Annotated in this window: 18 protein-coding genes; 7 read left to right on the top strand and 11 right to left on the bottom strand. The window is 72.8% G+C overall.

The genetic code is table 11. The features are described from left to right. Window positions 1-23: 23 nt before the first annotated feature. Window positions 24-968, bottom strand: a complete 945-nt coding sequence (locus AB0H32_RS13705; RefSeq protein ID WP_361119014.1) for a LysR family transcriptional regulator — start codon at window positions 966-968, stop codon at window positions 24-26. Window positions 969-1,061: 93 nt separating this feature from the next. On the opposite strand from AB0H32_RS13705, the gene AB0H32_RS13700 reads away from it, so the two are divergent. Together AB0H32_RS13700 and AB0H32_RS13695 are read left to right on the top strand one after the other, a co-directional pair. Then, on the top strand, window positions 1,062-2,645 hold the full coding sequence (locus tag AB0H32_RS13700) for an FAD-dependent oxidoreductase (RefSeq protein ID WP_361119087.1): 1,584 nt from the start codon (window positions 1,062-1,064) through the stop codon (window positions 2,643-2,645). Between the two features lie 134 nt (window positions 2,646-2,779). Next, window positions 2,780-4,030 carry a M14 family zinc carboxypeptidase gene (locus AB0H32_RS13695; protein ID WP_361119012.1) on the top strand — a complete coding sequence of 417 codons (1,251 nt, stop codon included), beginning with the start codon at window positions 2,780-2,782 and terminating at the stop codon, window positions 4,028-4,030. Window positions 4,031-4,054: 24 nt separating this feature from the next. Here the strand turns inward: AB0H32_RS13695 and AB0H32_RS13690 are convergent, their stop codons facing one another. Beyond that, on the bottom strand, window positions 4,055-4,495 hold the full coding sequence (locus AB0H32_RS13690) for an SSI family serine proteinase inhibitor (protein WP_361119010.1): 441 nt from the start codon (window positions 4,493-4,495) through the stop codon (window positions 4,055-4,057). 80 nt (window positions 4,496-4,575) lie between these two features. After that, window positions 4,576-5,151: a DUF1707 and FHA domain-containing protein gene (locus AB0H32_RS13685; protein ID WP_361119009.1), complete on the bottom strand. Its 576-nt coding sequence runs from the start codon at window positions 5,149-5,151 to the stop codon at window positions 4,576-4,578. 174 nt (window positions 5,152-5,325) lie between these two features. Here AB0H32_RS13685 and treZ point away from each other — a divergent pair, with 174 nt between their 5' ends. Then, window positions 5,326-7,077: a malto-oligosyltrehalose trehalohydrolase gene (treZ, locus tag AB0H32_RS13680; RefSeq protein ID WP_361119007.1), complete on the top strand. Its 1,752-nt coding sequence runs from the start codon at window positions 5,326-5,328 to the stop codon at window positions 7,075-7,077. A gap of 296 nt (window positions 7,078-7,373) precedes the next feature. Here treZ and AB0H32_RS13675 read toward each other — a convergent pair whose 3' ends face one another. The 3 genes from AB0H32_RS13675 to AB0H32_RS13665 all read right to left on the bottom strand — a co-directional run bounded on the left by AB0H32_RS13675 (window position 7,374) and on the right by AB0H32_RS13665 (window position 10,513). Further along, window positions 7,374-8,327: an aminoglycoside phosphotransferase family protein gene (locus AB0H32_RS13675; protein WP_361119005.1), complete on the bottom strand. Its 954-nt coding sequence runs from the start codon at window positions 8,325-8,327 to the stop codon at window positions 7,374-7,376. Window positions 8,328-8,380: 53 nt separating this feature from the next. Next, on the bottom strand, window positions 8,381-9,508 hold the full coding sequence (locus AB0H32_RS13670) for an aminopeptidase P family protein (RefSeq protein WP_361119003.1): 1,128 nt from the start codon (window positions 9,506-9,508) through the stop codon (window positions 8,381-8,383). A gap of 444 nt (window positions 9,509-9,952) precedes the next feature. Next, window positions 9,953-10,513 carry a PDZ domain-containing protein gene (locus tag AB0H32_RS13665; RefSeq protein WP_361119001.1) on the bottom strand — a complete coding sequence of 187 codons (561 nt, stop codon included), beginning with the start codon at window positions 10,511-10,513 and terminating at the stop codon, window positions 9,953-9,955. A 95-nt stretch (window positions 10,514-10,608) separates the two neighbouring features. Between AB0H32_RS13665 and AB0H32_RS13660 the strand changes: the two genes are divergently transcribed. Further along, window positions 10,609-10,782, top strand: coding sequence for a hypothetical protein (locus AB0H32_RS13660; protein ID WP_361118999.1), 174 nt, complete (start codon window positions 10,609-10,611; stop codon window positions 10,780-10,782). A gap of 72 nt (window positions 10,783-10,854) precedes the next feature. Here the strand turns inward: AB0H32_RS13660 and phsA are convergent, their stop codons facing one another. Continuing rightward, window positions 10,855-12,771 (bottom strand): O-aminophenol oxidase PhsA, encoded by a 1,917-nt coding sequence (gene phsA / locus AB0H32_RS13655; RefSeq protein ID WP_361118998.1) that lies wholly within the window; start codon window positions 12,769-12,771, stop codon window positions 10,855-10,857. A 122-nt stretch (window positions 12,772-12,893) separates the two neighbouring features. Further along, complete coding sequence (gene cyc2, locus AB0H32_RS13650; RefSeq protein ID WP_361118996.1) at window positions 12,894-15,050, bottom strand: germacradienol/geosmin synthase Cyc2; 2,157 nt, start codon at window positions 15,048-15,050, stop codon at window positions 12,894-12,896. 221 nt (window positions 15,051-15,271) lie between these two features. On the opposite strand from cyc2, the gene AB0H32_RS13645 reads away from it, so the two are divergent. Together AB0H32_RS13645 and AB0H32_RS13640 are read left to right on the top strand one after the other, a co-directional pair. Continuing rightward, the gene (locus AB0H32_RS13645) at window positions 15,272-16,096 is read left to right on the top strand and encodes an alpha/beta hydrolase (protein ID WP_361118994.1); all 825 of its coding nucleotides are present in this window, start codon (window positions 15,272-15,274) and stop codon (window positions 16,094-16,096) included. Then, window positions 16,093-17,394, top strand: a complete 1,302-nt coding sequence (locus AB0H32_RS13640) for a cytochrome P450 (RefSeq protein WP_361118992.1) — start codon at window positions 16,093-16,095, stop codon at window positions 17,392-17,394. Before AB0H32_RS13645 ends, AB0H32_RS13640 begins: the two co-directional genes overlap by 4 nt. On the opposite strand, the gene AB0H32_RS13635 is transcribed toward AB0H32_RS13640, so the two are convergent. Then, window positions 17,371-18,570 carry a damage-control phosphatase ARMT1 family protein gene (locus AB0H32_RS13635; protein WP_361118990.1) on the bottom strand — a complete coding sequence of 400 codons (1,200 nt, stop codon included), beginning with the start codon at window positions 18,568-18,570 and terminating at the stop codon, window positions 17,371-17,373. The two genes, AB0H32_RS13640 and AB0H32_RS13635, sit on opposite strands and share 24 nt — an antisense overlap. Before the next feature lie 23 nt (window positions 18,571-18,593). Continuing rightward, window positions 18,594-19,241 carry a ScbR family autoregulator-binding transcription factor gene (locus AB0H32_RS13630; protein ID WP_361118988.1) on the bottom strand — a complete coding sequence of 216 codons (648 nt, stop codon included), beginning with the start codon at window positions 19,239-19,241 and terminating at the stop codon, window positions 18,594-18,596. Window positions 19,242-19,678: 437 nt separating this feature from the next. Here AB0H32_RS13630 and AB0H32_RS13625 point away from each other — a divergent pair, with 437 nt between their 5' ends. After that, window positions 19,679-20,641, top strand: coding sequence for a lytic polysaccharide monooxygenase (locus AB0H32_RS13625; RefSeq protein ID WP_361118986.1), 963 nt, complete (start codon window positions 19,679-19,681; stop codon window positions 20,639-20,641). A gap of 18 nt (window positions 20,642-20,659) precedes the next feature. Here the strand turns inward: AB0H32_RS13625 and AB0H32_RS13620 are convergent, their stop codons facing one another. After that, on the bottom strand, window positions 20,660-21,313 hold the full coding sequence (locus AB0H32_RS13620; protein ID WP_361118984.1) for a Tat pathway signal sequence domain protein: 654 nt from the start codon (window positions 21,311-21,313) through the stop codon (window positions 20,660-20,662). Window positions 21,314-21,431: the final 118 nt, after the last annotated feature.

Here is a 21,431-nt window from a genome sequence, read left to right as displayed (position 1 = left end):
CGCTCAGCCGGTCCGACGCCCGCTCACCCGGTCTGCCCGGCGGGCGAGCCGCACTCGTCGTACGCCCGGGCGGCACCTGCTGCCCCCGCGGAGGGCCAGGCGGCGCGCAGAAGGTCCACGAAGGCCGCGGCGGCCCCGGTGGGCGGCACGCGCGCGTAGACCGTCAGGGCGCGCTTCCAGGCCGGGTCGGGGGTGAGGACCACGCAGTCCTCGCCGACGGCGCCCCGCACCACGTGGGCGGGCGCCACGCACACCCCGACGCCCGCGGCGGCCATGCGCACGGCCGTCGAGGTGTGCTCGGTCCACACGGCGGTCCTGGGCCGGAACCCGGCCTGCCCGCACGCCCAGTCGAGGAAGCGTTCGCCGTGGACGACGGGTTCCATGGCGCAGCGGATCCAGTCGCGCTCGGCGAGTTCCGGCAGCGTCACCGTCGTACGGCCGGCGAGCCGATCGTCGAACGGCACGACGAGGACGACCTCCTCCTCGCCGACCGGCACGACGGTGCCGGGCGGGCCGGCGGGCTCGGGGCCGACGGCGAGGTCGGCGGTGCCGCGCTGCACCGCCTCCTCCAGAGCTTCGGAGGTGGCGTACTCGTGCAGCCGCAGCAGGACCTGGGGGTGGGCCGTGCGCCAGCGGGCGAAGACGTCCGGGAGGGCGCCCACGGCGATGGAGTGGAGCGCGGCGATGTGCAGCTCGCCGCCCTCGGCGCCGGCGGCGGCGCGGGCCGCGCGGTGGGCCCGGGCGGCGCTGCGGACGGCGAGTTCGGCGTGCGGCAGGTAGGCGCGGCCCATCGGCGTGAGGCGCACCCCTCGCGGCATGCGCTCCAGCAGGGCGCCGCCCACTGCCTTCTCCAGGGCCTTGATCTGGTGCGAGAGGGCGGGCTGGGTGACGTGCAGGGCCTCTGCCGCGCGCGTGAAGGACGCCTCCTCGACGACGGTCAGGAAGTACTCCATCTGCCGCAGGCTCAACTCCCCGCCCTCCCATGAAGATCCTGCATGGGTTCTACAAGAACATTGCCTTGGACTCATGGCAAGCGGCGGGCGGAGGGTGGAGCCATGAGCATGAACACAGCGGACGTCATCGTCATCGGCGGCGGCACCGGCGGGTACAGCACCGCTCTGCGCGCCGCCTCCCTCGGGCTCGCCGTCGTGCTCGTCGAACGCGACAAGGTCGGCGGGACCTGCCTGCACCGGGGGTGCATCCCGAGCAAGGCCATGCTGCACGCCGCCGAACTCGTCGACGGCATCGTCGAGGCCCGTGAACGCTGGGGCGTGAAGGCCACGCTGGAGTCCGTGGACTGGTCGGCGCTGGTGGCCGCACGGGACGGCATCGTGGAGCGCAATCACCAAGGGGTGGAGGCTCATCTGGCCCACGCGGGCGTACGGGTGGTGCGAGGCAGCGCGCGGCTGACCGGGACACGCACGGTGCGCGTGGAGGACGTACACGAACGCTCTGCGTCCGGCGCGGTCGGCGGTTCCGGGTCCCGGTCCGGCATGGTCGGCGGTTCCGGGTCCGGGTTCGGCATAGTCGAAGGTTCGGCGCTCGGCGCGGTCGACGGTTCCGGAGCCGGCGTGGTCGACGGTGCCGCGTCCCGAGGGGGCGACGGTTCGGCGCCCGGCGTGCACGACTTCACCGCGCGCCGGGGCATCGTCCTCGCGACCGGCTCGCGACCGCGCACGCTCCCGGGGCTCGCACCGGACGGCCGGCGCGTGGTGACCAGCGACGACGCGCTGTTCGCACCCGGGCTCCCCGCCTCCGTACTGGTGCTGGGCGGCGGCGCGATCGGCGTGGAGTACGCCTCCTTCCACCGCTCGATGGGTGCCGAGGTCACGCTGGTGGAGGCCGCCGACCGGATCGTGCCCCTGGAGGACGCCGATGTCAGCCGTCATCTGACGCGGGGTCTGAAGAAGCGCGGCATCGACGTGCAGGCGGGCGCGCGGCTGCTGGACGCGGAGGTCGTGGAGGACGGCGTACGCGCCCGTGTGCGCACCGTGCGCGGGGAGACGCGGACGGTGGAGGCGGAGCGGCTGCTGGTGGCCGTCGGCCGGGCCCCGGTCACCGAGGGCCTGGGCCTGGCCGCCGCCGGTCTGACGACGGACGAGCGGGGGTTCGTCGTACCGGAGGACTGGAACCGGCTGGAGACGGCCGTACCGGGGATCCATGTCGTGGGCGACCTGCTGCCGCCGCCCTCGCTGGGCCTCGCGCACGCCTCGTTCGCGGAGGGCCTGCTGGTGGCCGAGACGCTGGCCGGGCTGCCGTCGGCCCCCGTGGACTACTCGGCGGTGCCCCGGGTGACGTACTCCTCGCCGCAGACCGCGGCCGTGGGACTCGGCGAGGCGGAGGCACGCGCGCGTGGGCACGAGGTCGACGTCAACACGATGCCGCTGACCGCCGTCGCCAAGGGAATGGTGCACGGGCAGGGCGGCATGGTGAAGGTCGTCGCCGAGGCCGGCGGCGGGCAGGTGCTCGGCGTGCATCTGGTGGGCCCCCACGTGTCGGAGATGATCTCCGAGAGCCAGCTGATCGTCGGCTGGGACGCCGAGCCCTCGGACGTGGCCCGGCACGTGCACGCGCACCCGACGCTGTCGGAGGCGGTCGGCGAGGTGTTCCTGACGCTCGCGGGACGCGGCCTGCACCAGCAGTGAGCACCCGGAGCACGGTGCCCGGCCGCAGTCCCGGAATGCGTCGGGCGCCCCCTGGAGCCTCCCCCGTCGAGTTCTTGACAGTTCCCCCACGCCGTGCGGCACTTGGAGGGCGAAGCCGGGCGGACAAGTCGGGGGTGAGTCTCCTGCCGGAGCTGCGCTACCCCAGCGTTCCCGAACTGGTCGCCTCCGCACGGGCGTTGGCCGCTCAGGAGCCCGGGCTGTGTGCGCTCAGACAGGTGGGCGTCTCGCGGGCCGGCCGGCCCCTGCATCTGCTGTCCGTGGGGCATGCGCGGCGCGCGGTGCTGGTCGTCGCCGGCGCCCACGCCAACGAACCGACAGGGGGCTCCACCCTCCGGGTGCTGGCCGAGCGCGTGCTGGCCGAGCGGGAGCTGCGGGCCGGCACCTCATGGCACTTCCTGCTCTGCGCGGACCCGGACGGCGCGAGCCTGCATGTGACCCCGGCGCCGCGCAGCCTGCTCGACTACCACCACGGCTTCTACCGGCCGACGGGCGCCGAGCAGCCCGAGTGGTCGCCCGCGGTGCTGCCGCCGGACCGCCTGCCGCCCGAGACCCGGGCCCTGACCGGGGTGATCGACGAACTGCGCCCCTACCTCCAGGTGACGCTGCACGGCACCGATCTGGGCGGCAGCTGGGTGCAGCTGACGAAGGACGTGCCGGGCCTGGCCGAGCCGTTCGCCAAGTCCGCGGCGGAGCTGCACATCCCGGTGGAGGCGGGTGCCTCGGACGCCGCGGGCTGGCCGGTCTCGGGGCCCGGGGTGCATGTGATGCCGGGCCCGGAGACGGGCGTCGCGTACCCGAGCCTGCCGGACGACGCACGGCACAGCACCTGGTACCACACGCACCGCTACGGCGGTCTGACGGCCGTAGTGGAGGTCCCGATGTGGGCCAGCGATCTGGTGGACGACCCGGCGCCGCACCCGGCACCGGCGGCGGCGATGCACCGGCTCGCGAAGCGGCTGCTTCGGGACTCGCGGGAGGTGGAGCGGGTGCTCGCCGAGGCGCTGCCCCGGCTGGAGGGCGCCGACGGGCCGCTGCTGCGGGCCGCGCAGTGGGCCCTGGAGCTGATACCGGGCCTTGCGCGGGACTGGACCCACACCCCGCCGGCCGGCACGACGATGGCGTACGTCGGCAGCGTGGACGCCTTCGGACGGAGGCTGCCGCTGCGGTCCGCGGCGATGCTCCTGCGGGTGCTGCGGGAGACGGACGACCGGGCGGCGCCCGGGCTGGAGCAGCTCGTCGCCTCCTGGTGCGAGGCCTTCGCGGATCGTTTCAGAGCCCGCTGGGTGCCGTTGGAGCACCAGGTGGAGCATCAGTCCCGGACGGTGCTGGTCGCGGCCCAGCAGGCACGGGAGCGGGCGGTGTGAGGCTGCACACCGCCCGCGCCTCGCTCACCTCACGGGAGCCGGGTCGTGCTCCAGGGCGAACACCGATCCCGTCCGCGCGTCCATGACGCACTTGCTGGAGTAGGTCTCCTGGTAGTCGACGGGCCGTCCGTTCCACTGCCCGTGGGCGTGGACGGTCACGGGGGCGAAGATCATCGGGCAGAAGACCTTCGTGTGCGGGATGCGCGCGATGTCGCCGTCCGCGGCGCCGAGTTCGGCACAGGCCTCGGCCGCCCGGGCGAACCCCAGGGGCACCGGGTCGCACAGCAGCAGCTTTTCGTGCGCGTCGCGGGGCGGGGTGTCGCCGCGGGCCACGGAGAGGTAGAGCCAGTTGTCGGCAAGGGGGAACGTGCTGCGGGGTGCCGCCTGGGCCGGGCCCGCGGCGAGGAGGCCGGCACAGGCCAGCAGGGCGCCGGCGGCCGCTGTCGCTCGGGTGATGTACGTCATGCCCGAATCCATCGGCACGGCGGCCCGCGTTCCCCAGCCCGACTCACCCGAACGGGACCGTGCGGACAGGCGGTGGTGCGTCAGTTCGAATGCGGGGAGGTGTCCCCGTACGCCGCGAGCCGGAAGGCGATCCGCCCGAAGGCCACCTGGTCGCCCTCCTGGACCACCACGGCGCCGACCACTCGGCGTCCGTTGACCGTGGTGCCGTTGGTGGAGCCCAGGTCCCTGAGGATCCACATGCCGCCCTGCCGGCGCAGCTCGGCATGCACCCGCGAGACGGTCTCGTGGTTCAGGCGCAGCCCGTTCGCGGGGTCGCGGCCTATGCGCAGCGGATGGCCCCCCGCCGGATGCGGCAGCAGCAGCTTGGGCAGCCGCTCGGCCTGCCAGGCCCGGCGCAGCCGTACGGTGAAGCCGGAGACGGCCTCGACGGTGCCGAGGAGCGCGCGGGAGAAGCGGTTCTCGCGGGGCAGGTCGGCGGTGAGGGCGACGAGTTCGTCGGCGCGGCGCGCGGCGAGCGCGAGTTCCATCCGGCGCACGAACGTGTCGTGCGACAGCCGTCCCATGGCGACGCCGTCACGCAGCACCTGCAGCGCCTTGTCGCGCTCCGCGTCGGACAGCCGCGCGGGGTACGTGGGGAACTCGAAAGACGACGTCACGCTGGCGATTGTCGGGCAGTGAACCCCTGGTGTCCAGAAACGGGGGAAACGGTTGCAAGGCGCGTGCACTTCCGCGACACCTTCCGGGAAAGGGCGTATTCGAAAGCGCATGGATCTCTTTCGCGGCACGATGGACGCGCTACATCACGGTGAGCAGACGAAGGGGAACCGTCCGTGCAGTTCGAGGTGTGGGCACCGCAGGCAGACCGTGTGACGCTCCATTGCGACGGGGCCACGCGCGCGTTCGCGTTGGAGCGCGATCCGGAGCGTGCCGGCTGGTGGACGGGGGAGGCCGAGGGCGAGGACGGCTCGCGATACGGGTTCGCGCTGGACGACGGGCCCGTGCTGCCCGATCCGCGCTCGCGACGCCAGCCGGACGGCCCGGACGGGCTGAGCGCGGTGGTCGACCACGGGCGGTACACGTGGCGTTCCGCGTGGGCGGGACGCGAGCTGCCGGGCGCGGTGCTCTACGAGCTGCACGTGGGCACCTACACCCGCGAGGGCACCCTGGACGCGGCCGCCACGCGGCTGGAGCACCTGGTGGAACTGGGGATCAGTCATGTGGAGTTGATGCCGCTCTGCCCGTTCCCCGGACGGCACGGGTGGGGCTACGAGGGAGTGTCGCCGTGGGCGGTGCACGAGCCGTACGGCGGGCCCGAGGCGCTGAAGCGGTTCGTCGACCGGGCGCACGAACTGGGCCTGGCCGTCGTGCTGGACGTCGTGCACAACCACTTGGGCCCCTCGGGCAACCATCTGCCGCAGTTCGGGCCGTACTTCACCGACACGCACCACACGCCGTGGGGTGCGGCGGTGAACCTCGACGCGCCCGGCTCGGACGAGGTGCGCGCGTACTTCCTGGGCAGTGCGCTGGCCTGGCTGCGGGACTACCACGTCGACGGGCTGCGCCTGGACGCGGTGCACGCGCTGCACGACACGCGCGCGTGCCACTTTCTGGAGGAGTTGTCGGAGGCCGTCGACGGCCTCGCGGACGAGCTGGGCCGCCCGCTGTTCCTGATCGCCGAGTCCGACCTGAACGACCCGCGGATCATCACCCCGCGCACGGAGAACGGCCTCGGGCTGCACGCCCAGTGGAACGACGACTTCCATCACGCCGTACACACCGCGCTGACCGGCGAGTCCCAGGGGTACTACGCCGACTTCGCACGCACCCCCTTGGCCTCGCTCGCCAAGACCCTCACCGGCGGCTACTTCCACGACGGCACGTACTCGACCTTCCGGGGCCGCAGCCACGGCAGGCCGCTGGACCGGGCGCGCGTCGCCGCGCACCGTTTGCTGGGCTACGGCCAGACCCACGACCAGGTCGGCAACCGAGCACAGGGGGACCGCCTTTCGGTCCTCCTCTCCCCCGGTCTGCTGGCCTGCGCGGCCGCGCTGACGCTGACCGCGCCGTTCACACCGATGCTGTTCATGGGCGAGGAGTGGGCGGCGGGCACGCCCTGGCAGTTCTTCACCGATCACACGGATCCGGAACTGGCCGATGCGGTGCGGCGGGGCAGGCGGCGGGAGTTCGCGGAGCACGGCTGGGCCGAGGAGGACGTGCCGGACCCGCAGGACCCGGCGACCCGGGAGCGGTCCTGTCTCGACTGGGCGGAGCGGGAACGCGAGCCCCACGCGCGCGTGCTGGCCTGGTACCGGCAGCTGATCGCGCTGCGCCGGGACCAGCCGGACCTCACCGATCCCGACCTCGCCGACACGAAGGTGGCCTACGACGAGGAGGCCCGCTGGCTGGCGTTCCGGCGCGGGGACGTCCGGGTGGCGGTGAACCTCGGCACGGAGCCGGCGGCGATCCCGCTGGGCACCCGCCCGGCCGAGGTCCTGGCCGCATGGGAGCCCGTAGCGGCACCGGGCCCGGACGGGCTGCTCCAGGTGCCCGGGGAGTCGTGCGTGGTACTGGTGCAGCCCTGAGCGGCGGCGCCCGGGGAGTCCTGCGAGGTGCTGGCGCAGCCCTGAGCGGCGCCCGGGGCCGGTCCGCGTCGCGGGGCGGACGCGCAGGTCCGGACGGCCCTGGGTCTGTCGTCGAACTCCCGTCGTCCGCCCGGAGGGCGGGCCCTGCGCCCGGAGGGCGGGCCCTGCGGGCGTCGGGTGCGTGCTCTCGGCGTGCCGTGCGCAGGCCTTCGTACTGGATGTACCCGGGACTGTGCGCGGTGCGGCGGGAGTGCGTGCATGGCGTCGCGGGGCGGGCAGGAGTTTGACGGCAGGGCCTAGGGCTCGGTCTCGTCGTCCTTGAACTCGGTCACCCGCTCCAGCAGGATCGGCTCCCAGGTTCGCCTCAGCCGGGTTCTCAGCAGCGGCAGGTCGCCCGGTGCGCGGCCGTCGACACGATCCGTGAGGCGGATGACGGTGTCGCAGCGGGCGAGCCACAGTCCGCGCAGGCAGGGGCGGGCGCCGTAGCCGGCGAGGGTGGCGGCGCGGACGGCCGCCGGGGAGCCCACGGCCACGGCGAGCCCGGCGATGTCCTCGGCGGGGTCGCCCAGGGCCGCCTCGGTCCAGTCGAGGACGCCGCGGACCCGCCCGTCGGCACTGACCACCACGTGCTCGCCGGTGAGGCCGTGGTGGGTGAGGACGGCGGTCCCCGGCTGTGCGGCGAGCTGGGCGGCGCCCGGCGCGGTGAGCTGGTGCAGGCGTGCGGCGTCGAACTCATCGGCGGCGGCGAGCCGTTCGGCCGCGTGCACGGCCATGCGGCGCAGCGCCTCCAGGGAGCGCGGAGCGGTGCGGGGCACGCCGAGCGTCTCGCACTGCCGCGCGGGCACCGTACGCAGCCCGCTGAGCAGCCCGGCCAGGTCGGCCTCGCCGACGGCGGAGACGTCGTGCTCGTCGGCGGTGCCGCCGGGCACCAGGGTGTCGAGGGTGTAGGCGAGTCCGGGTGCCCAGTCACCGTGGGCGACGCTGGTGGGGACGGCGACGGGCACCTGCGGGCGGACCAGGTCGCGCAGGCGCAGTTCACGGCGGCGGCGGACGGAGGCGTCGCGGTCGGGGGCGAGGCGCAGCACATGGCGGGTGCCGATCCACCAGGTGTGTTCGTGGCCCATCCCCACGGGCCGCACGTCGGGTCCCTCGGAGCCGGTGCCCCTCCCGCTGCTCTCCCTGCCCTCCTTGAGCAGCGAACGGACCAGTCGGCGGACGGTGTCCGCGGTGGGTGTCGGTGCCTGGGTCATGGGTCGCGTCGTCGCCGTTCCGGGATGTCGTCTGGGTGTGTCTCCTGGTCCTCTCAACCCACTATGACCATCTCGCGGGTGGTGTTGTTGAAGCGGCGGCCGCCGTCCTCGGTCACCGTCACGATGTCCTCGATGCGCACCCCGAAGCGGCCGGGCAGATAGATGCCCGGCTCCACGGAGAAGCACATGCCGGGCACGAGGGGCTGTTCCTCGCCCTCGATCATGTACGGCGGCTCGTGCGTGGTGACGCCGATGCCGTGCCCGGTGCGGTGGATGAAGTACTCGCCGTATCCGGCGTCGGTGATGACCGCGCGGGCGGCGCGGTCGACTTCCTGGCAGGCGACGCCCACCCGTACGGCCCTGAAGCCCTCCTCCTGGGCGGCGCGCACGATGTCGTGGACCGTGCGTTCCTCCTCGGTCGGCTCGCCGACATGGACGGTACGGGTGGTGTCGGAGCCGTAGCCGTCCTTGAGGCCGCCGAAGTCTAGGACGACCATGTCGCCGTCCTGGATGACCCGGTCGCCGACCTCGTGGTGCGGGTTGGCGCCATTGGGGCCCGAGCCGACGATGGTGAAGTCGACCTGGGAGTGCCCGAAGCGGCGCAGCAGGTCGGCGAGGTCGTGGCCGACGTCGGACTCGCGGCGGCCGGCGAAGGGGACCTTCCGGATCTCCTCGAACGCCCGGTCCGCGGCCGCACCCGCGGCTGCCAGGAGTTCCAGTTCGGCCGCGTCCTTGACGGCGCGCAGCATGGGCAGGGCGTCGGTGAGCGAGGCGTAGGAGGTCCCGGGCAGGGTGCGCTGCAGGCCCAGCAGGTGCATCGCCCAGGTGTTGTCGCTGATGCCGAAGCGCCCTCGGTCGTCGAGGAGAGCGGCGGTGACGGCGTAGGGGTCCTTGCCGTCGGTCCAGTCGCACAGGGTGAGGGCGGCCGCGCCGGCCCCCTGTTCGGCGTCCGGGGCCTCCAGGGTGGGCACGACCAGCACGGGGTCGCGGCCGGGGACGAGCACCAGCACCGTGAGCCGTTCGGTGACCGCGGTGGGCGTGTGCCCGGTCAGCCACACCAGGTCGGGTCCGGGCGCCACGAGCAGGCCCGCGAGGCCGGCGTCGGCGGCGGAGCGCACGGCGCGTTCCATGCGGGCCCTGTAGTCGTCGGCGGTGAAGGGCGCAGGCGTGCTACCGGTCATCCGGGCCTCCGAGCGCGATCGAGGTGGCGGGGGCGAAGCGGTCCCGGGCAGCATCCTGCCCGGCCGGGCAGGGCGGCGCGAGCCGATCGCGCGATACCGACGGCACGGTTCGCGGACAGGGGCGCGGCATGGGGCCATCATGGCGCGTGGGGCGGGGGGCGACCAGCGGGTTTCGCGACGTGTCCGGACACGCGGGAGCGGGCTCGGCACATGAACATCTCACACCCGGGACCGAGCCCCGGGCATGAACACCTCACACCCAGGACCGGGCCCGGGGCATGGACACCTCACGCCGGGACCGGGACGCGAACGCCTCACACCCGGCACCACGCCCGGAACGCAGAACCCTCACACCCGACACTGCACCCAGAACGCAGAACCCTCACACCCAGCACCGCACCCGGGACATGGACACCTCACGCCGGGACCGGGACCGGGACGCGGTCAGGTCACCACTCCCGGAACGACCGTCAGCTGCTGGTAGCCGCCGCTGGAGTGGCGCACGGTGAGGACCACCGCCGTGCCGGGGCGGGCGTGGGCGACGGCTCGGACGAGGTCGGCGGCCGTGTCGATGCGGATGCTGCCGAACTGCAGCAGGACGTCGCCGCGGACCAGACCGGCCGTGTAGCCGGGGCCGGGCACGTGGACGCCCACCACCAGGGCGCCCGGCTTGCCCGCGTCGACGGCCTCCACACCCAGCGTGGCGCCGGTGCGGACCTCGGCGGGGCTCGGGGACACGGAGAGCCCGGGCCGGGCCGAGGAGGCCGGCGGGATCTGGTGGCGCAGCTCGGCCAGCCTGCTCATGCCGATCACCGTGGCGCCGACCGTGCCGATGCCGACCCCGGAGAGCACCAGGACGGTGCCGGTGATCAGTCCTAACAGCAGGGTCCTGATCCGCCTGCCGCGCCGGCGCGCGGCGTGCGGGTGCCGGTCGGGGCCGGGCGTGTCGCCCTCCCGCCCCTCCTGACCGGGCATCGGTTTGGGACGCAACGCAGTCTGTTCCATGGTTCGCTCGCCTCCGGCTGGTGCTCTACCCGTGACACCGGGCCGCGACGAGACACGAACGAGTGAGACTGGCCGGAGGGTGGCGGAGGGTAGCCATGACTTTCGTGTCCTTCCACCACCTCGAAACGCTCCGGCCCAACGGACTGCGCCCGTCCGGGCACGACGAGGACGGGCAGGTCTGCGTGGCCGGACTGCCGGCCCCTCCCTTCTTCCTGGCCACGGCGTTCCGGCCGGAGCTGTCCGGCGACGGCTCGCGCTCCACCCGGTGATGCGGGCGCCGTCGTGAGCCTCGGTCGAGCACGCGGGCCGGGCGGAGCCCGGCCCGCGTGACGTGACCGGGGTCAGCCGGTGTGGCCCCCGCCGCCGTCGTGACCGCCGTCGTGACCGCCGTCATGACCGCCGTGCGCGCCGTGGTCGAACTTCATGGCCTCGGCCGGTATGACGACGAAGGGCCGCATCATGCCCATGTCCTCGTGCTCCAGCAGGTGGCAGTGGTACATGAACCGGCCGTACGCCCCGTCGAACCGGCCCATGACGCGCAGGATCTGCCCGCCGGGGACGCGGAAGACGTCCTTGTGGCCCATTTCGTTGGGCGCGAGCGGTATCTGCGTGCCCTTGTCGTACGCGACAGGGGTGCGGGTGCCGCCCGCCGCCGGGTCGAAGCCCGTGACGTCGTACGCGTCCCGGCCCAGCAGTTGGAAGTCGGCCAGATGGATGTGCATCGGGTGGACGATCGGGGCGAGGTTGAGGAAGCTCCACTGTTCGTAGGAGCCCTCGGCGACGGTGAAGCCGAGGCCGTCGTTGAACGTCCGTGCCGTGCGCCGGTACGTCTTCGTCGTGCCGTCCGCCCCGGTGAGCTGGATGACGCCGTCGGCGGGGAGCCGGAGGCCGCTCGGGTCCGCCACCTCGGTCATCTCCCAGATCTCCGGGTGACCGCCGCCGCCCTTGGTGGCGGGCGGGGTGAGCACGACCAGGCGGTGGCCGTGCTCGATGTCGTGCGTGAGACGGCGGAAGGAGCCGGAGAGCACCTGGGGCACCTCGAAGGTGTCGCACGTCCCGCTCTCGCGGACGCGGAACTCCATGACCGCCGGGTACCGCACGTCGCCCGCCGGGTCGGGCACGCCCGGGGGCTGGTTGGGACCCTTGTCGACCAGCCGGAGCCTCCTGCCCGCCAGCCCCCGGAAGTCCGCGAGCAGGTCGAACCGCTCGGCCGGGGCCGCGGTCAGCGTGGGCAGCGCCTCGTCGAAGTCGACCGGGACGGAGCGGGGCAGCAACCCGCCGTCGCTGCCGATCTGGTGGACGACGCCCGGCACCGGGTTGTCGTCCTCGTCCACCAGGACGAGGTTGTAGATGCGTGCGTTGGAGGCGTTGACCAGCCGGAAGCGGTACCAGGCGTCGTCCACGTCGGCGTACGGCCAGATGCGGCCGTTGACCGTGGTGTACGGGCCGCTGAACGGGATGGAGACCGGCTTGCCCGTCTCCGGGTTCCGCTGCTGGACGATCACCGTCTTGTGCAGCAGCCGGCCGTTGAGGCGGCCGTCCTCGTCGGTGTCGAGGTTGCGGTCGGCGAGCAGCAGCGGTATCTCCCGCTCGCCGCACGGGAGGTGGAGGGCGTCCTCCTCGTCGTCACGGACGAGGTAGGTGCCGTACAGGCCCGCCATCACGTTCCACCGGGTGATGTTCATCGCGTGGTCGTGGTACCACCACTGCACCGCCTGGTGGTCGTTCGGGTATTCGGACAGCTGGGCGTCGCCGTGTCCGACGGCGTTGTCGGCCCAGCCGTCGTTGCCGCCGCCGGTCTGGGCGCCGTGCAGGTGGGTCACCGTCCAGCCGGGCAGGGCGGCGACGTCCTTGTCCGGTTCGACGCCCTCGCGGCCGGGCTCGGTGGTGGCGGGCGGGCGCCCGTCGGTGCGCAGCGGCACCTGCACGGAGGTGACCGGGTACTCGCTCTCCTTCGGGATGCGGTTGGTCCAGGCGATGCGGATGCGCTGCCCGCGTCGCACCTCGATGGTCGGGCCGGGCACCTGTCCGTCGTACCCCCACATCAGGGTCGGTGGCAGTTGCGGGTGCAGGCGGACCCAGGCGGGGCGCAGGGCGATCTCGGTCTCGTGCGTCACGTCGGCGGACGCGGACGCCGGGCGCAGGACGGGCGGGACCGGTAACGGGGCGATGTACGGCGTCAGTTCGCCCGGTGCCTGGGTCTGCTGCGCCTGCTGTCCCGTGACGGCCTCGGTGATCCTCTCGAAGATATCGGTCAAGGTCGAACACCCCCCGTGTTCTCTTGTCGGTTCCCCTTGTCCCTGAAGACTCCCGGCGCCCCGCCCGAGTTCCCCGAATATGATGCTCCGTACGAGAACGTCCGGAAATGGCTGGTGCGCGGTCAGCCGACGGGCAGCGCGGGCCTCAGGCCCGGGACGAAGCCGTGGGTCCGGCGAGCCAGGTAGTCGGCCTTGTAGCGGTCGACCTTCCGATGCCAGTTCAGGATGCCCGCCAGCCAGTTCTTCAGGTCGCCGACGTAGTTGTCCATGGCCTCGCGGGCATCGGCCGACAGATCGAAGTCGTCGTACAGGACCGGCAGTTCGTGTCTGACGATGTGCTCGAACTGCTGCATGCGCTGGGTCATCAGGTCGTGGACGATGCCGAGCGCGGCCGGGTAGTCGCAGCCGAAGAAGTTCTGCACGACGAGGATCGCGTTGTGCATCTCCCCCTCGTACTCGATCTCCTTCTGGTACGAGAAGACGTCGTTGGTCAGGCACGCGTAGTCCATGGCGGCGTTCTCCAGCGCCCGGACCGGGCCGGTGCGGTAGACCTCCGGCGGGATCGCGGGTCCCTGGCCCAGTCGGCACAGTCCGAGGGTGAGGTCGGAGCCGAACGTGTCGCGGCGCATCTCCAGGTAGTCGACCGGGTCGGGGACCCGGTTCTGCAGCTGGTTCGACAGCTCCCACACCCAGCTCTCGGTCATCCTGTCCACCGACTCGCGCAGGCTGCGGCGCTCGTCGGGGGCCATGTCGGCGGTGGTGCGGGCCCACAGGTCGATCAGGCCGCGTTCCATGCCGTTGACGGGCACGACGGTGATCGCCTCGCCATCGACGGGCATGCACGCCGAGAGGCGGGCGGTGGTCAGCCGGGCGGCCGCCAGGTCGCGGCGGGCGCCGTACACCAGCGGGTAGTAGTCGTCGGCGTAGGTGCCCCAGGCGAGCCAATGGGCGCTGAGGTCCAGGGCCTGGGGCGTGGCGTCCGGGTCGAGCCCGGCCGAGCACAGCGGCAGGTCGCAGGCGGCGAGCTTGTCCTCGTCCCAGACGCCCTCCTCCAGCATGCCCATGCGGTGCATCCAGGCGGTCAGGCGGGGGCGGCACTCCTGAAGGTGCGGGCTCAGCTCGGCCTCGTAGGGCATGTGGAAGTCGGGCAGCAGGGAGGGGCCGACCTTCTGGAAGGGCACATGCGCGTAGGCGCGCAGACGTTCCGCGGCGGCCGATGCGAGCAGCGCGCCGACGTCGGCCGCGGAGGTGCCGGGGCCGGTCAGCCTCTGCCAGGGTGCGGCGGAGACGGCACCCTTGTTCATGTAGCGGCTGGAGCGCAGGTGCCACTCGTGGCCGCCGGACTGCCAGTCCTGAAGTCCCTTGGTGTAGGCGGCCACCGCTGCGATCTCGTCGGGCCCGAGACCCTTCTCCAGGGCGACGGCGGGCACTTCGGTGAGTGCGGTGTGCTCGAACTGGTGCAGCCGCGAGGTGAGGATGTCGTTGACGGTCTCGGCGGCTTCCTGGGTGGTGCAGCCGAAGAAGGTCTCCAGGACGAGGACACCGTTGCTGTTCTCTCCCTCGTCCTCGACCTCCCGCTGGTAGGAGAAGAGGTCGTTGCGCAGGTGGACGGCGTCGGAGAACGTCTCCATGAGCACCCTGAGCGGGCGGGTCCCGGCGACGGGGGCGGGCACCTCGGCGGTCGCGTACTCCACGAGCCCCGAGGACCAGGGGGCACCGCCCACCTTGCGGCGCATCTCGATGTACTCGACCGGGTTGGCGATCCGGCCCTCGTTGATGTTGGACAGCTCCCACATGGACTCGTTGAGCAGGTGCTCGGTGGCGACGGAGAAGCGGCGGCGCCAGTCGACGGACATCGACGGCACCGTGCGCCTCCACAGGTCGGCGAGGCCCGCCTCGACCGGGTTCTCGGGCTCCGGCACAGGGGTGGCCGGGTCCAGCGGCATGAACAGGGGCAGGCGGTCCAGGTGGGCCTTTCCGGCGGCCCGGTCCTGGGTGCGCTTGTACATGTCCAGGAAGTGGTCGTCGAAGAAGAACACCCACACGTACCAGTCGGTGATCAGCGAGAGGGCCGGACCGTCGCAGTCGGGGTGGGTGCAGGCGCACAGGAGCCCGTAGTCGTGCGCCTCCAGGTCGGACTGCTCCCACACTCCGGAGCCCTCCAGCATGCCCATCTCGCGTGCCCACGCGGTCGAGTGGGCACGCGCCTCGTCGACATGCGGGTTGAGCCGCGCGGGATACGGCATGTAGAAGTGCGGGAGTTCGAACGGCTGCGTCATGGCCGGGGGCCTACCCGTGGCTCCCGAGGGCCATCCGCCCGGCAGGTGATGATCACACCATCGCGTGAACCGGCGGCGAAAGAGGGAACTCCCGTGGGTCCGTGTGGCGTTGGCCATCGCTCAGGGTCGTTGCCCCTGGTGCGGGCGGGACCACCCGGACGCCCGCCGCCCTGCCCGTGCGCACCCTTGCCGGGCCCCCGCGCACGGGCCACGGTAGGCGCATGACCTCCTTCGTGCCGCCCCATGAAGTGCACGGCGACGGCGCCCACCAGGTGTTCGCCGTGCTCGGCTGGTTCGCCGACCGGACTGCCCACGCCGCCGTCCTGCCCGACCTCGACCGCACCGCCTTCACCTGCGCGCTGGTCGATCTGCGCGGCTACGGCGCGGCCAGGGACGCCGTGGGTTCCTTCACGACGACCGGGGCGGCCGTGGACCTGGTGGAGCCGGCCGACCGGCTGGGCTGGGAGCGGTTCTCGGTGATCGGACACTCCATGGGCGGGTCGGTGGCGATGGGGGTACCTCCCACGCCCTTCAGGCAGTGGGGGAGGCTGCTGTCGGTCGCGCCGCACCGGCTGTGCCGGATCGTCGACGTCTCCCCCGTGCCCGCGTCGGGGGTGTCGCTGACCGGGGAGCAGGGCGCGCTGTTCACGGACGCTGCGCACAGGCCGGAGAGCCTCCGCGCGATCATCGACGTCACCACCGGTGGCCGGCGCCCCGCCGCCCGGCTCGACCGGATGGTCGACCGCTCGCTGGAGCGCAGTGACGCCAAGGCGTTCCGGGCCTGGCTCGATTCGTGGGCGGGGGACGACTTCCGCGCCGACGTCGAGTGCAGCGAGGTGCCCGCGCCGGCGGTGGCAGGGGAACTGGATCCGGCGCTGTCGCCCGCGCTGATGCGGCAGACGTGGATGTCCTGGTATCCCCGCGCCGAGCTGACCGCCCTGCCGTGGGCCGGTCACCACGCCATGGACGAGACCCCGCTGGAGCTGATCCGCACGGCGGAGGACTTCCTGCGCGCGGACGCGGTGGGCGAGGGCGGTCCGGCGTGAGCGTGCGCGAGGCCCCGCCGGTGCCCGACGTCTTCGACCCGCGCCGCTACGCCGCCGGGGTGCCGCACGCCGACTACCGGGTGCTGCGCGACCACCACCCCGTGGCCTGGCAGGAGGAGCCGGAGGTGCTGGGCTGGCCGGCGGGGCCCGGGTTCTGGGCGGTGACCCGGCACACCGACGTGGTGCGTGTGCTCAAGGACTCGGCGACGTACTCCTCGTACCTCGGCGCGACCCAGATCCGGGACCCCGGTACGGAGGATCTGCCGTTCATCAGACGCATGATGCTCAATCAGGATCCGCCGCAGCACGGCCGGTTGCGACGGCTGGTGAGCCGGGCCTTCACGCCGGGGCGCGTCGACCGGTTCGCGGCGGCCGCGCGCGAGCGGGCCCGCACGCTGCTCGTCCGGGCACGGGACGAGGCCCGCTCGGGGGACGGCACGGCCGACCTGGTCGCCGCCGTCACCGACGAGTACGCCCTGCTGAATCTGGCCGATCTGCTGGGGGTTCCCGAGAGCGACCGGCAGCTGCTGCTGCACTGGACGCAGCGGGTCATCGGCTACCAGGATCCGGACGAGGCCGCTCCCCCGGTCCTGGACGCGGCGGGCAAGCCGGTCAACCCGCGCTCGCCGGCGATGCTGCGCGACATGTTCGCCTACGCCCGGCAGCTGGCCGCGGACAAGAGGCGGTGTCCGGCCGACGACGTCCTGACGGCTCTCGCCCTCCCCCAGGACGCGGCTCCGCCCGATCCGGGCGGCGCCCCCGGTACGGAACTCGCCGACGCCGAGCTGGAGATGTTCTTCTTCCTGCTCACCGTCGCCGGCAACGACACCGTGCGCAGCGCGGCCCCCGGCGGCCTGCTGGCCCTGGCCGAGCACCCGGAGGCGTACGAGCTGCTGCGCGCCGGCAGGGTCGGCATGCCCTCCGCGGTCGACGAGCTGCTGCGCTGGCACCCGCCCGTGCTCACCTTCCGCCGGACGGCCGCGCGGGACACCGAGCTGGCCGGCCGCCGGATCCGGGCGGGCGACAAGGTCGTCGTGTTCCACGCCTCGGCCAACCGTGACGAGCGTGTCTTCGCCGAGCCCGGCCGGCTGGACCTCGCCCGCACGCCCAACCCGCACGTCTCCTTCGGGGACGGTCCGCATGTGTGCCTGGGCGCCCATTTCGCCCGGCTGCAGCTGCGGCTGTTGTACGAGGAGGCGCTGCGCACGCTGCCCGCACTGCGCCCGGCGGGCCCGCCGGGCCGGTTGGTGTCGAACTTCATCAACGGCATCAAGTCACTGCCGCTGGGCATCGTCTGACGGGTTCACCTGGATCAGCGCATGGGTGCCGCCGGTGCGCCAGCGCCGGCCCTCCGCCGCGACCAGTGCGGTCTCGGTGGCCGGGGACAGGCCGGTGATCACGTCGGACTTCAGGGTGCGCAGGGCGGCGACCGGTCCGGGGAAGTAGGCGGTCACGTCCTGGAAGGGCGTCGTGGGCGGCCACAGCCGGTCGCCCACCAGGCGGCGGTAGTTGAGGTCGCCCTTGAAGAGGGTCAGCGTGGCCGAGGCGAACTCGGCACGCAGGTCCTGAGGCAGGTCGGCGTACGGCAGCGGAGCGCAGGAGAAGGGGTGGGCGCGTACCGTGAGGCGGCCGTCGGCCATGGCCGACCAGAGCGTGCGCGCGTACCCGGCGGCCGCTCCGGGCACCGCGGCGAGGCGCTGCAGGGCGTCGACCACGTCGGCGGTCGTGGCGTCGGAGACGTAGTACGGATACGGCTTGACGTGCAGGACGGCCCGGCCGATGCGTCCCTCGGCGAGGAGGTGGGCGATCAGGAGCAGGTCGGGGACGAGTTCACGGCCGGCGTTGTCCGCGACCAGGCAGAGCGTTGCCGCGCCGGCGGGTGGCAGGAGCGACCAGAGGGTCTCGCTGTCGTCGGCGACCAGGGCGGGCGCCGGTTCGGCGGCCTCGGCACCGGCGGCGGAGAGGCGGAAGCCGAGGTCGGCGCGGTTGCCCCACAGCGAGCCGTGCAGGAGGGCGTCGGCCCGCTCCCGCTCCGGCAGGTCCTGGAGCGCGTCCAGCGCGGCGAGTTCCTCGCCGGTCTCGGGGGCGTCGAGTTCGGCGCGTTTGAACGGGCGGAAGGGATCGATGCCCTGCCAGGGACCCGGGCCGGCATGGCCGACGGCTTCCAGCAGCCGGCGGTAGAAGTAGCTCTCGGACCACAGCCAGGGCACGTCGAACCAGGACCGCCCGGCATGTTCGTCCAGCCCCCACGCACGCCACCGCTCCCGGTCGCTCGCGTCCTCGGGCAGCGGTTCGATCACGCCTTCGGTGCAGCTGTGCAGCAGCTCGTCCAGCGCGCGGTGCTGCCCGGGGCCGTACGGGAAGGCGTCCCGGACCTGCCGGATGATCGCGGGATGCCGCTCGGCCAGCACAGTGTGCGGGAACGAGCCGGGTTCGTTGCCGAGGAGCACGGGTGCGGCGGGGGTGACGGGCATGGCCGTCACCGTACCGCCGGCGGTCAGCCCGTTCTGATCTCCCGCTCCAACTGCGTGGCGAGGGTCAGATAGCGAGGGCGCCGGTGCACCGGCACCAGCCCCCGGACCATGAGGAGCCACATCTCCGCCACCCTGCGCGGCAGCCGTCCGACCGGCTCCAGGGAGCGGCCCGCGACCCGGGTGCCGACGAAGAAGCAGACGAGGGAATGAGCGACCACACCCACGTCTATCTCGGTGTGCACGTCCGCCTCCTTGACGGCGCCGCTGAACTTCAGGGTGGCAAAGTCCAGCCACTCGGTGAAGGGATGCCTGAGCGGCGGCCGCACGGCGACGTCCGCCGTGGCCAGGCGGAGCCCGGCGCGCGGCACCGGGTCCTCCACGGCGAGCCGGGCCATGGCGAACGTGGTGCGCATCAGGGACTCCAGGGAGGAGCAGCCACGGCCCTCGCTGTCGGCCATCACCTGCTGAGCCGCCTTGGCCTGAAGTTCCAGGATGGCGTGAGCCAGGTCCTCCTTGGCGGCAAAGTGAAAGTACAACGCCCCCTTGGTCACCTGCGCATGCCCGACGATGTCACTCAGACTGGTGGATTCGTAGCCCTGTCGGTCGAACAGATCGGCGGCGGCCGTAATGATCGTCGTCCGGGTCTGCTCGGCGCGTAACTGCCTCGCCATCGACCTCACCCCTCCTCGCGGCTCGAACGAACGGGACACGCGGTTTGTTTTGACCCCACGCCTACGATAACTCACCGAGCGGCTTTGGGAGTCGGATGGGCGGACTTCACATCGGACACGCGCAAATCACCCGCACGCAGCCCGGCCCGGATCTTTACGGAATGCAAACGTCCGATGCCATACACCGTTGATCCGCTGGACTTCCTGCATTCCCTGGAGCCAATGGTCGGCGATCGTTGCCTGTTTGACTGCTGCCGCACACAGCACACGGGCCACATGTCGCCGTGGTGTCGCCGCGGCCGCCAAAACAGCCGCGACGGTCTGTGCATCTCGGCGGCCGGTCCCGTGGCCGCCGGACACGGCTGAACGCGGCGGACGGGTCTCCCGTACTGGACGCAGCAGTCCCCTTTCCCGCGCCCGCCGAGGAGATGTCCCGGATGACTCGGATGACCGCCCGCCTGAGCGTCACGGCGGCCGCTGCGGCGACCCCGCTCCTGCTCCTGCCGTGGACGGCGGGGTCCGCCCAGGCACACGGCGCCCCGACGGACCCGGTCAGCCGGGTCTACGCCTGCTCCCCCGAGGGCGGCAGCGCGAACCGGTCGGCGGCCTGCCGGGCGGCGGTCACCGCGAACGGCGGCCCCTTCACCGCGTGGGACAACCTGCGCGTGGCGGGGGTGAACGGCCGGGACCGGCAGGTGATCCCGGACGGCCGGCTGTGCAGCGGGAACCTGCCGGCGTACCGGGGCCTCGATCTGGCCCGGCGGGACTGGCCGACGACCCGGCTGGCCCCGGGCGGCCGGCTGACGATGACGTACGCCTCGACGATCGCGCACGCCGGCACGTTCAAGCTGTATCTCACCAAGCCCGGCTACGACCCGTCGAAGCCGCTGAAGTGGTCCGACCTGCCCACGCGCCCCTTCGCACAGGTCACCGACCCGCCGCTGACGAACGGGGCGTACCACATCCGGGCGACGCTGCCGAAGGACCGTACGGGTCCTCAGGTGCTGTACACGATCTGGCAGAACAGCAGCACGCCGGACACGTACTACTCGTGTTCCGACGTGGTGTTCGGGGCTGCGGGTACGGCGGCAGAGGGTGCGGACGGCGCGGCGCAGGACACGGACGGCGGGGCGAAGACCGCGCGGACGCCCGGCGCGTCACGGACGCCGTCGGGCGCGCCCTCCGCCGGAGCGCAGGCGCACCCCTCGTCGGCGAGCCCGACTCCCGCGACGGAGAAGGGGACGTCGTCGCGCGCGGGTGCCACCGGCAGCAGCACGCCGGTGGCCGAGGAGACCCGCGCGGACGCGGGCCCCTCGGCTCCCTTGCTGGCGGGCGCCGCCGCCACGGTACTGGCGCTCATCGGGGGCGCCGCCCTGGTTCTGCGTCTGCGACGACGCTGAGCACCTTGTGCACGAAGGTCAGTTGACGAAGACCCGGGCGCCCGCGTCGGTGACCGGGGCGTACTTCGCGGTGAAGTAGCCGCTGGCGAAGCACAGCGACGAACCGGAGGCCTTCGTGAACTGCTGGTTGGTGAAGGTGATGCTGCTGTCGCTGTTGTCGGTCTTTCCGGTCAGGCTCGGCGCCTGGTAGACGCACGTGATGGTGCCCAGCAGGGTGCGCAGCTTGACCGTGGTCTGGATGGTGGAACCGCTGGCCGGCGAGACGGTGAGGGTGCCGTCGGACGCGACCGTCGCGGTGTAGGGCAGGTTGTCGACGGTGATGCTGCTGACGCCGAGCACACCTGCGACGTTGCTGGTGCAGCTGGAGCTGTCGAAGGTGTGCCCGGTGACCGACTCGGTGGCCGCGCCGGGGGCGGCGGGGTTGCTCGCGACCGTGGCGGTGAACTGGGACGAGGTGCAGGTGACCCCGCTGGTGCCGGTCGCGCTGGAGTACAGGGTGGCGGAGGTACCCCCGGCCAGCGGCGCGGTCAGGGTGTCGCCGACCGCGGCGGCGGTGCCACCGGCACTGCCCGTGGTCAGAACGGCGGCGCCGTCCGCGGAGGCGGGGACGGCCGCGGCGACGGTGAGCGCGGTGACGGTTGCGGCGAGGGCGAGAAGGGATCGCGTACGCATGCGGGTGCCTCTTTCCTGAAGTGGGGGGCTGTGTGAGGTGAGGTGAGTGGAGGGGTGACGGTGATCAAGCTGGCCGTGGGGGGCGTCGGGGGCATGGGGGGACGTCGCCGCTGCCGGT

The sequence above is a fragment of the Streptomyces sp. NPDC020362 genome, from assembly GCF_040642095.1.
GTDB lineage: Bacteria > Actinomycetota > Actinomycetes > Streptomycetales > Streptomycetaceae > Streptomyces.
Note: the sequence above shows the minus strand (reverse complement) of the source record. Positions and strands in the feature narration are given on the sequence as shown.

What these genes read in the sequence shown, in the direction of transcription:
- AB0H32_RS13700 (WP_361119087.1), top strand. Translation starts at nt 1,062, where the DNA reads ATGAACACAGCGGACGTCATCGTCATCGGCGGCGGCACCGGCGGGTAC.
- AB0H32_RS13690 (WP_361119010.1), bottom strand. Translation starts at nt 4,495, where the DNA reads ATGACGTACATCACCCGAGCGACAGCGGCCGCCGGCGCCCTGCTGGCC.
- AB0H32_RS13675 (WP_361119005.1), bottom strand. Translation starts at nt 8,327, where the DNA reads ATGACCCAGGCACCGACACCCACCGCGGACACCGTCCGCCGACTGGTC.
- AB0H32_RS13670 (WP_361119003.1), bottom strand. Translation starts at nt 9,508, where the DNA reads ATGACCGGTAGCACGCCTGCGCCCTTCACCGCCGACGACTACAGGGCC.
- AB0H32_RS13665 (WP_361119001.1), bottom strand. Translation starts at nt 10,513, where the DNA reads ATGGAACAGACTGCGTTGCGTCCCAAACCGATGCCCGGTCAGGAGGGG.
- AB0H32_RS13660 (WP_361118999.1), top strand. Translation starts at nt 10,609, where the DNA reads ATGACTTTCGTGTCCTTCCACCACCTCGAAACGCTCCGGCCCAACGGA.
- cyc2 (WP_361118996.1), bottom strand. Translation starts at nt 15,050, where the DNA reads ATGACGCAGCCGTTCGAACTCCCGCACTTCTACATGCCGTATCCCGCG.
- AB0H32_RS13645 (WP_361118994.1), top strand. Translation starts at nt 15,272, where the DNA reads ATGACCTCCTTCGTGCCGCCCCATGAAGTGCACGGCGACGGCGCCCAC.
- AB0H32_RS13635 (WP_361118990.1), bottom strand. Translation starts at nt 18,570, where the DNA reads ATGCCCGTCACCCCCGCCGCACCCGTGCTCCTCGGCAACGAACCCGGC.
- AB0H32_RS13630 (WP_361118988.1), bottom strand. Translation starts at nt 19,241, where the DNA reads ATGGCGAGGCAGTTACGCGCCGAGCAGACCCGGACGACGATCATTACG.
- AB0H32_RS13625 (WP_361118986.1), top strand. Translation starts at nt 19,679, where the DNA reads ATGACTCGGATGACCGCCCGCCTGAGCGTCACGGCGGCCGCTGCGGCG.
- AB0H32_RS13620 (WP_361118984.1), bottom strand. Translation starts at nt 21,313, where the DNA reads ATGCGTACGCGATCCCTTCTCGCCCTCGCCGCAACCGTCACCGCGCTC.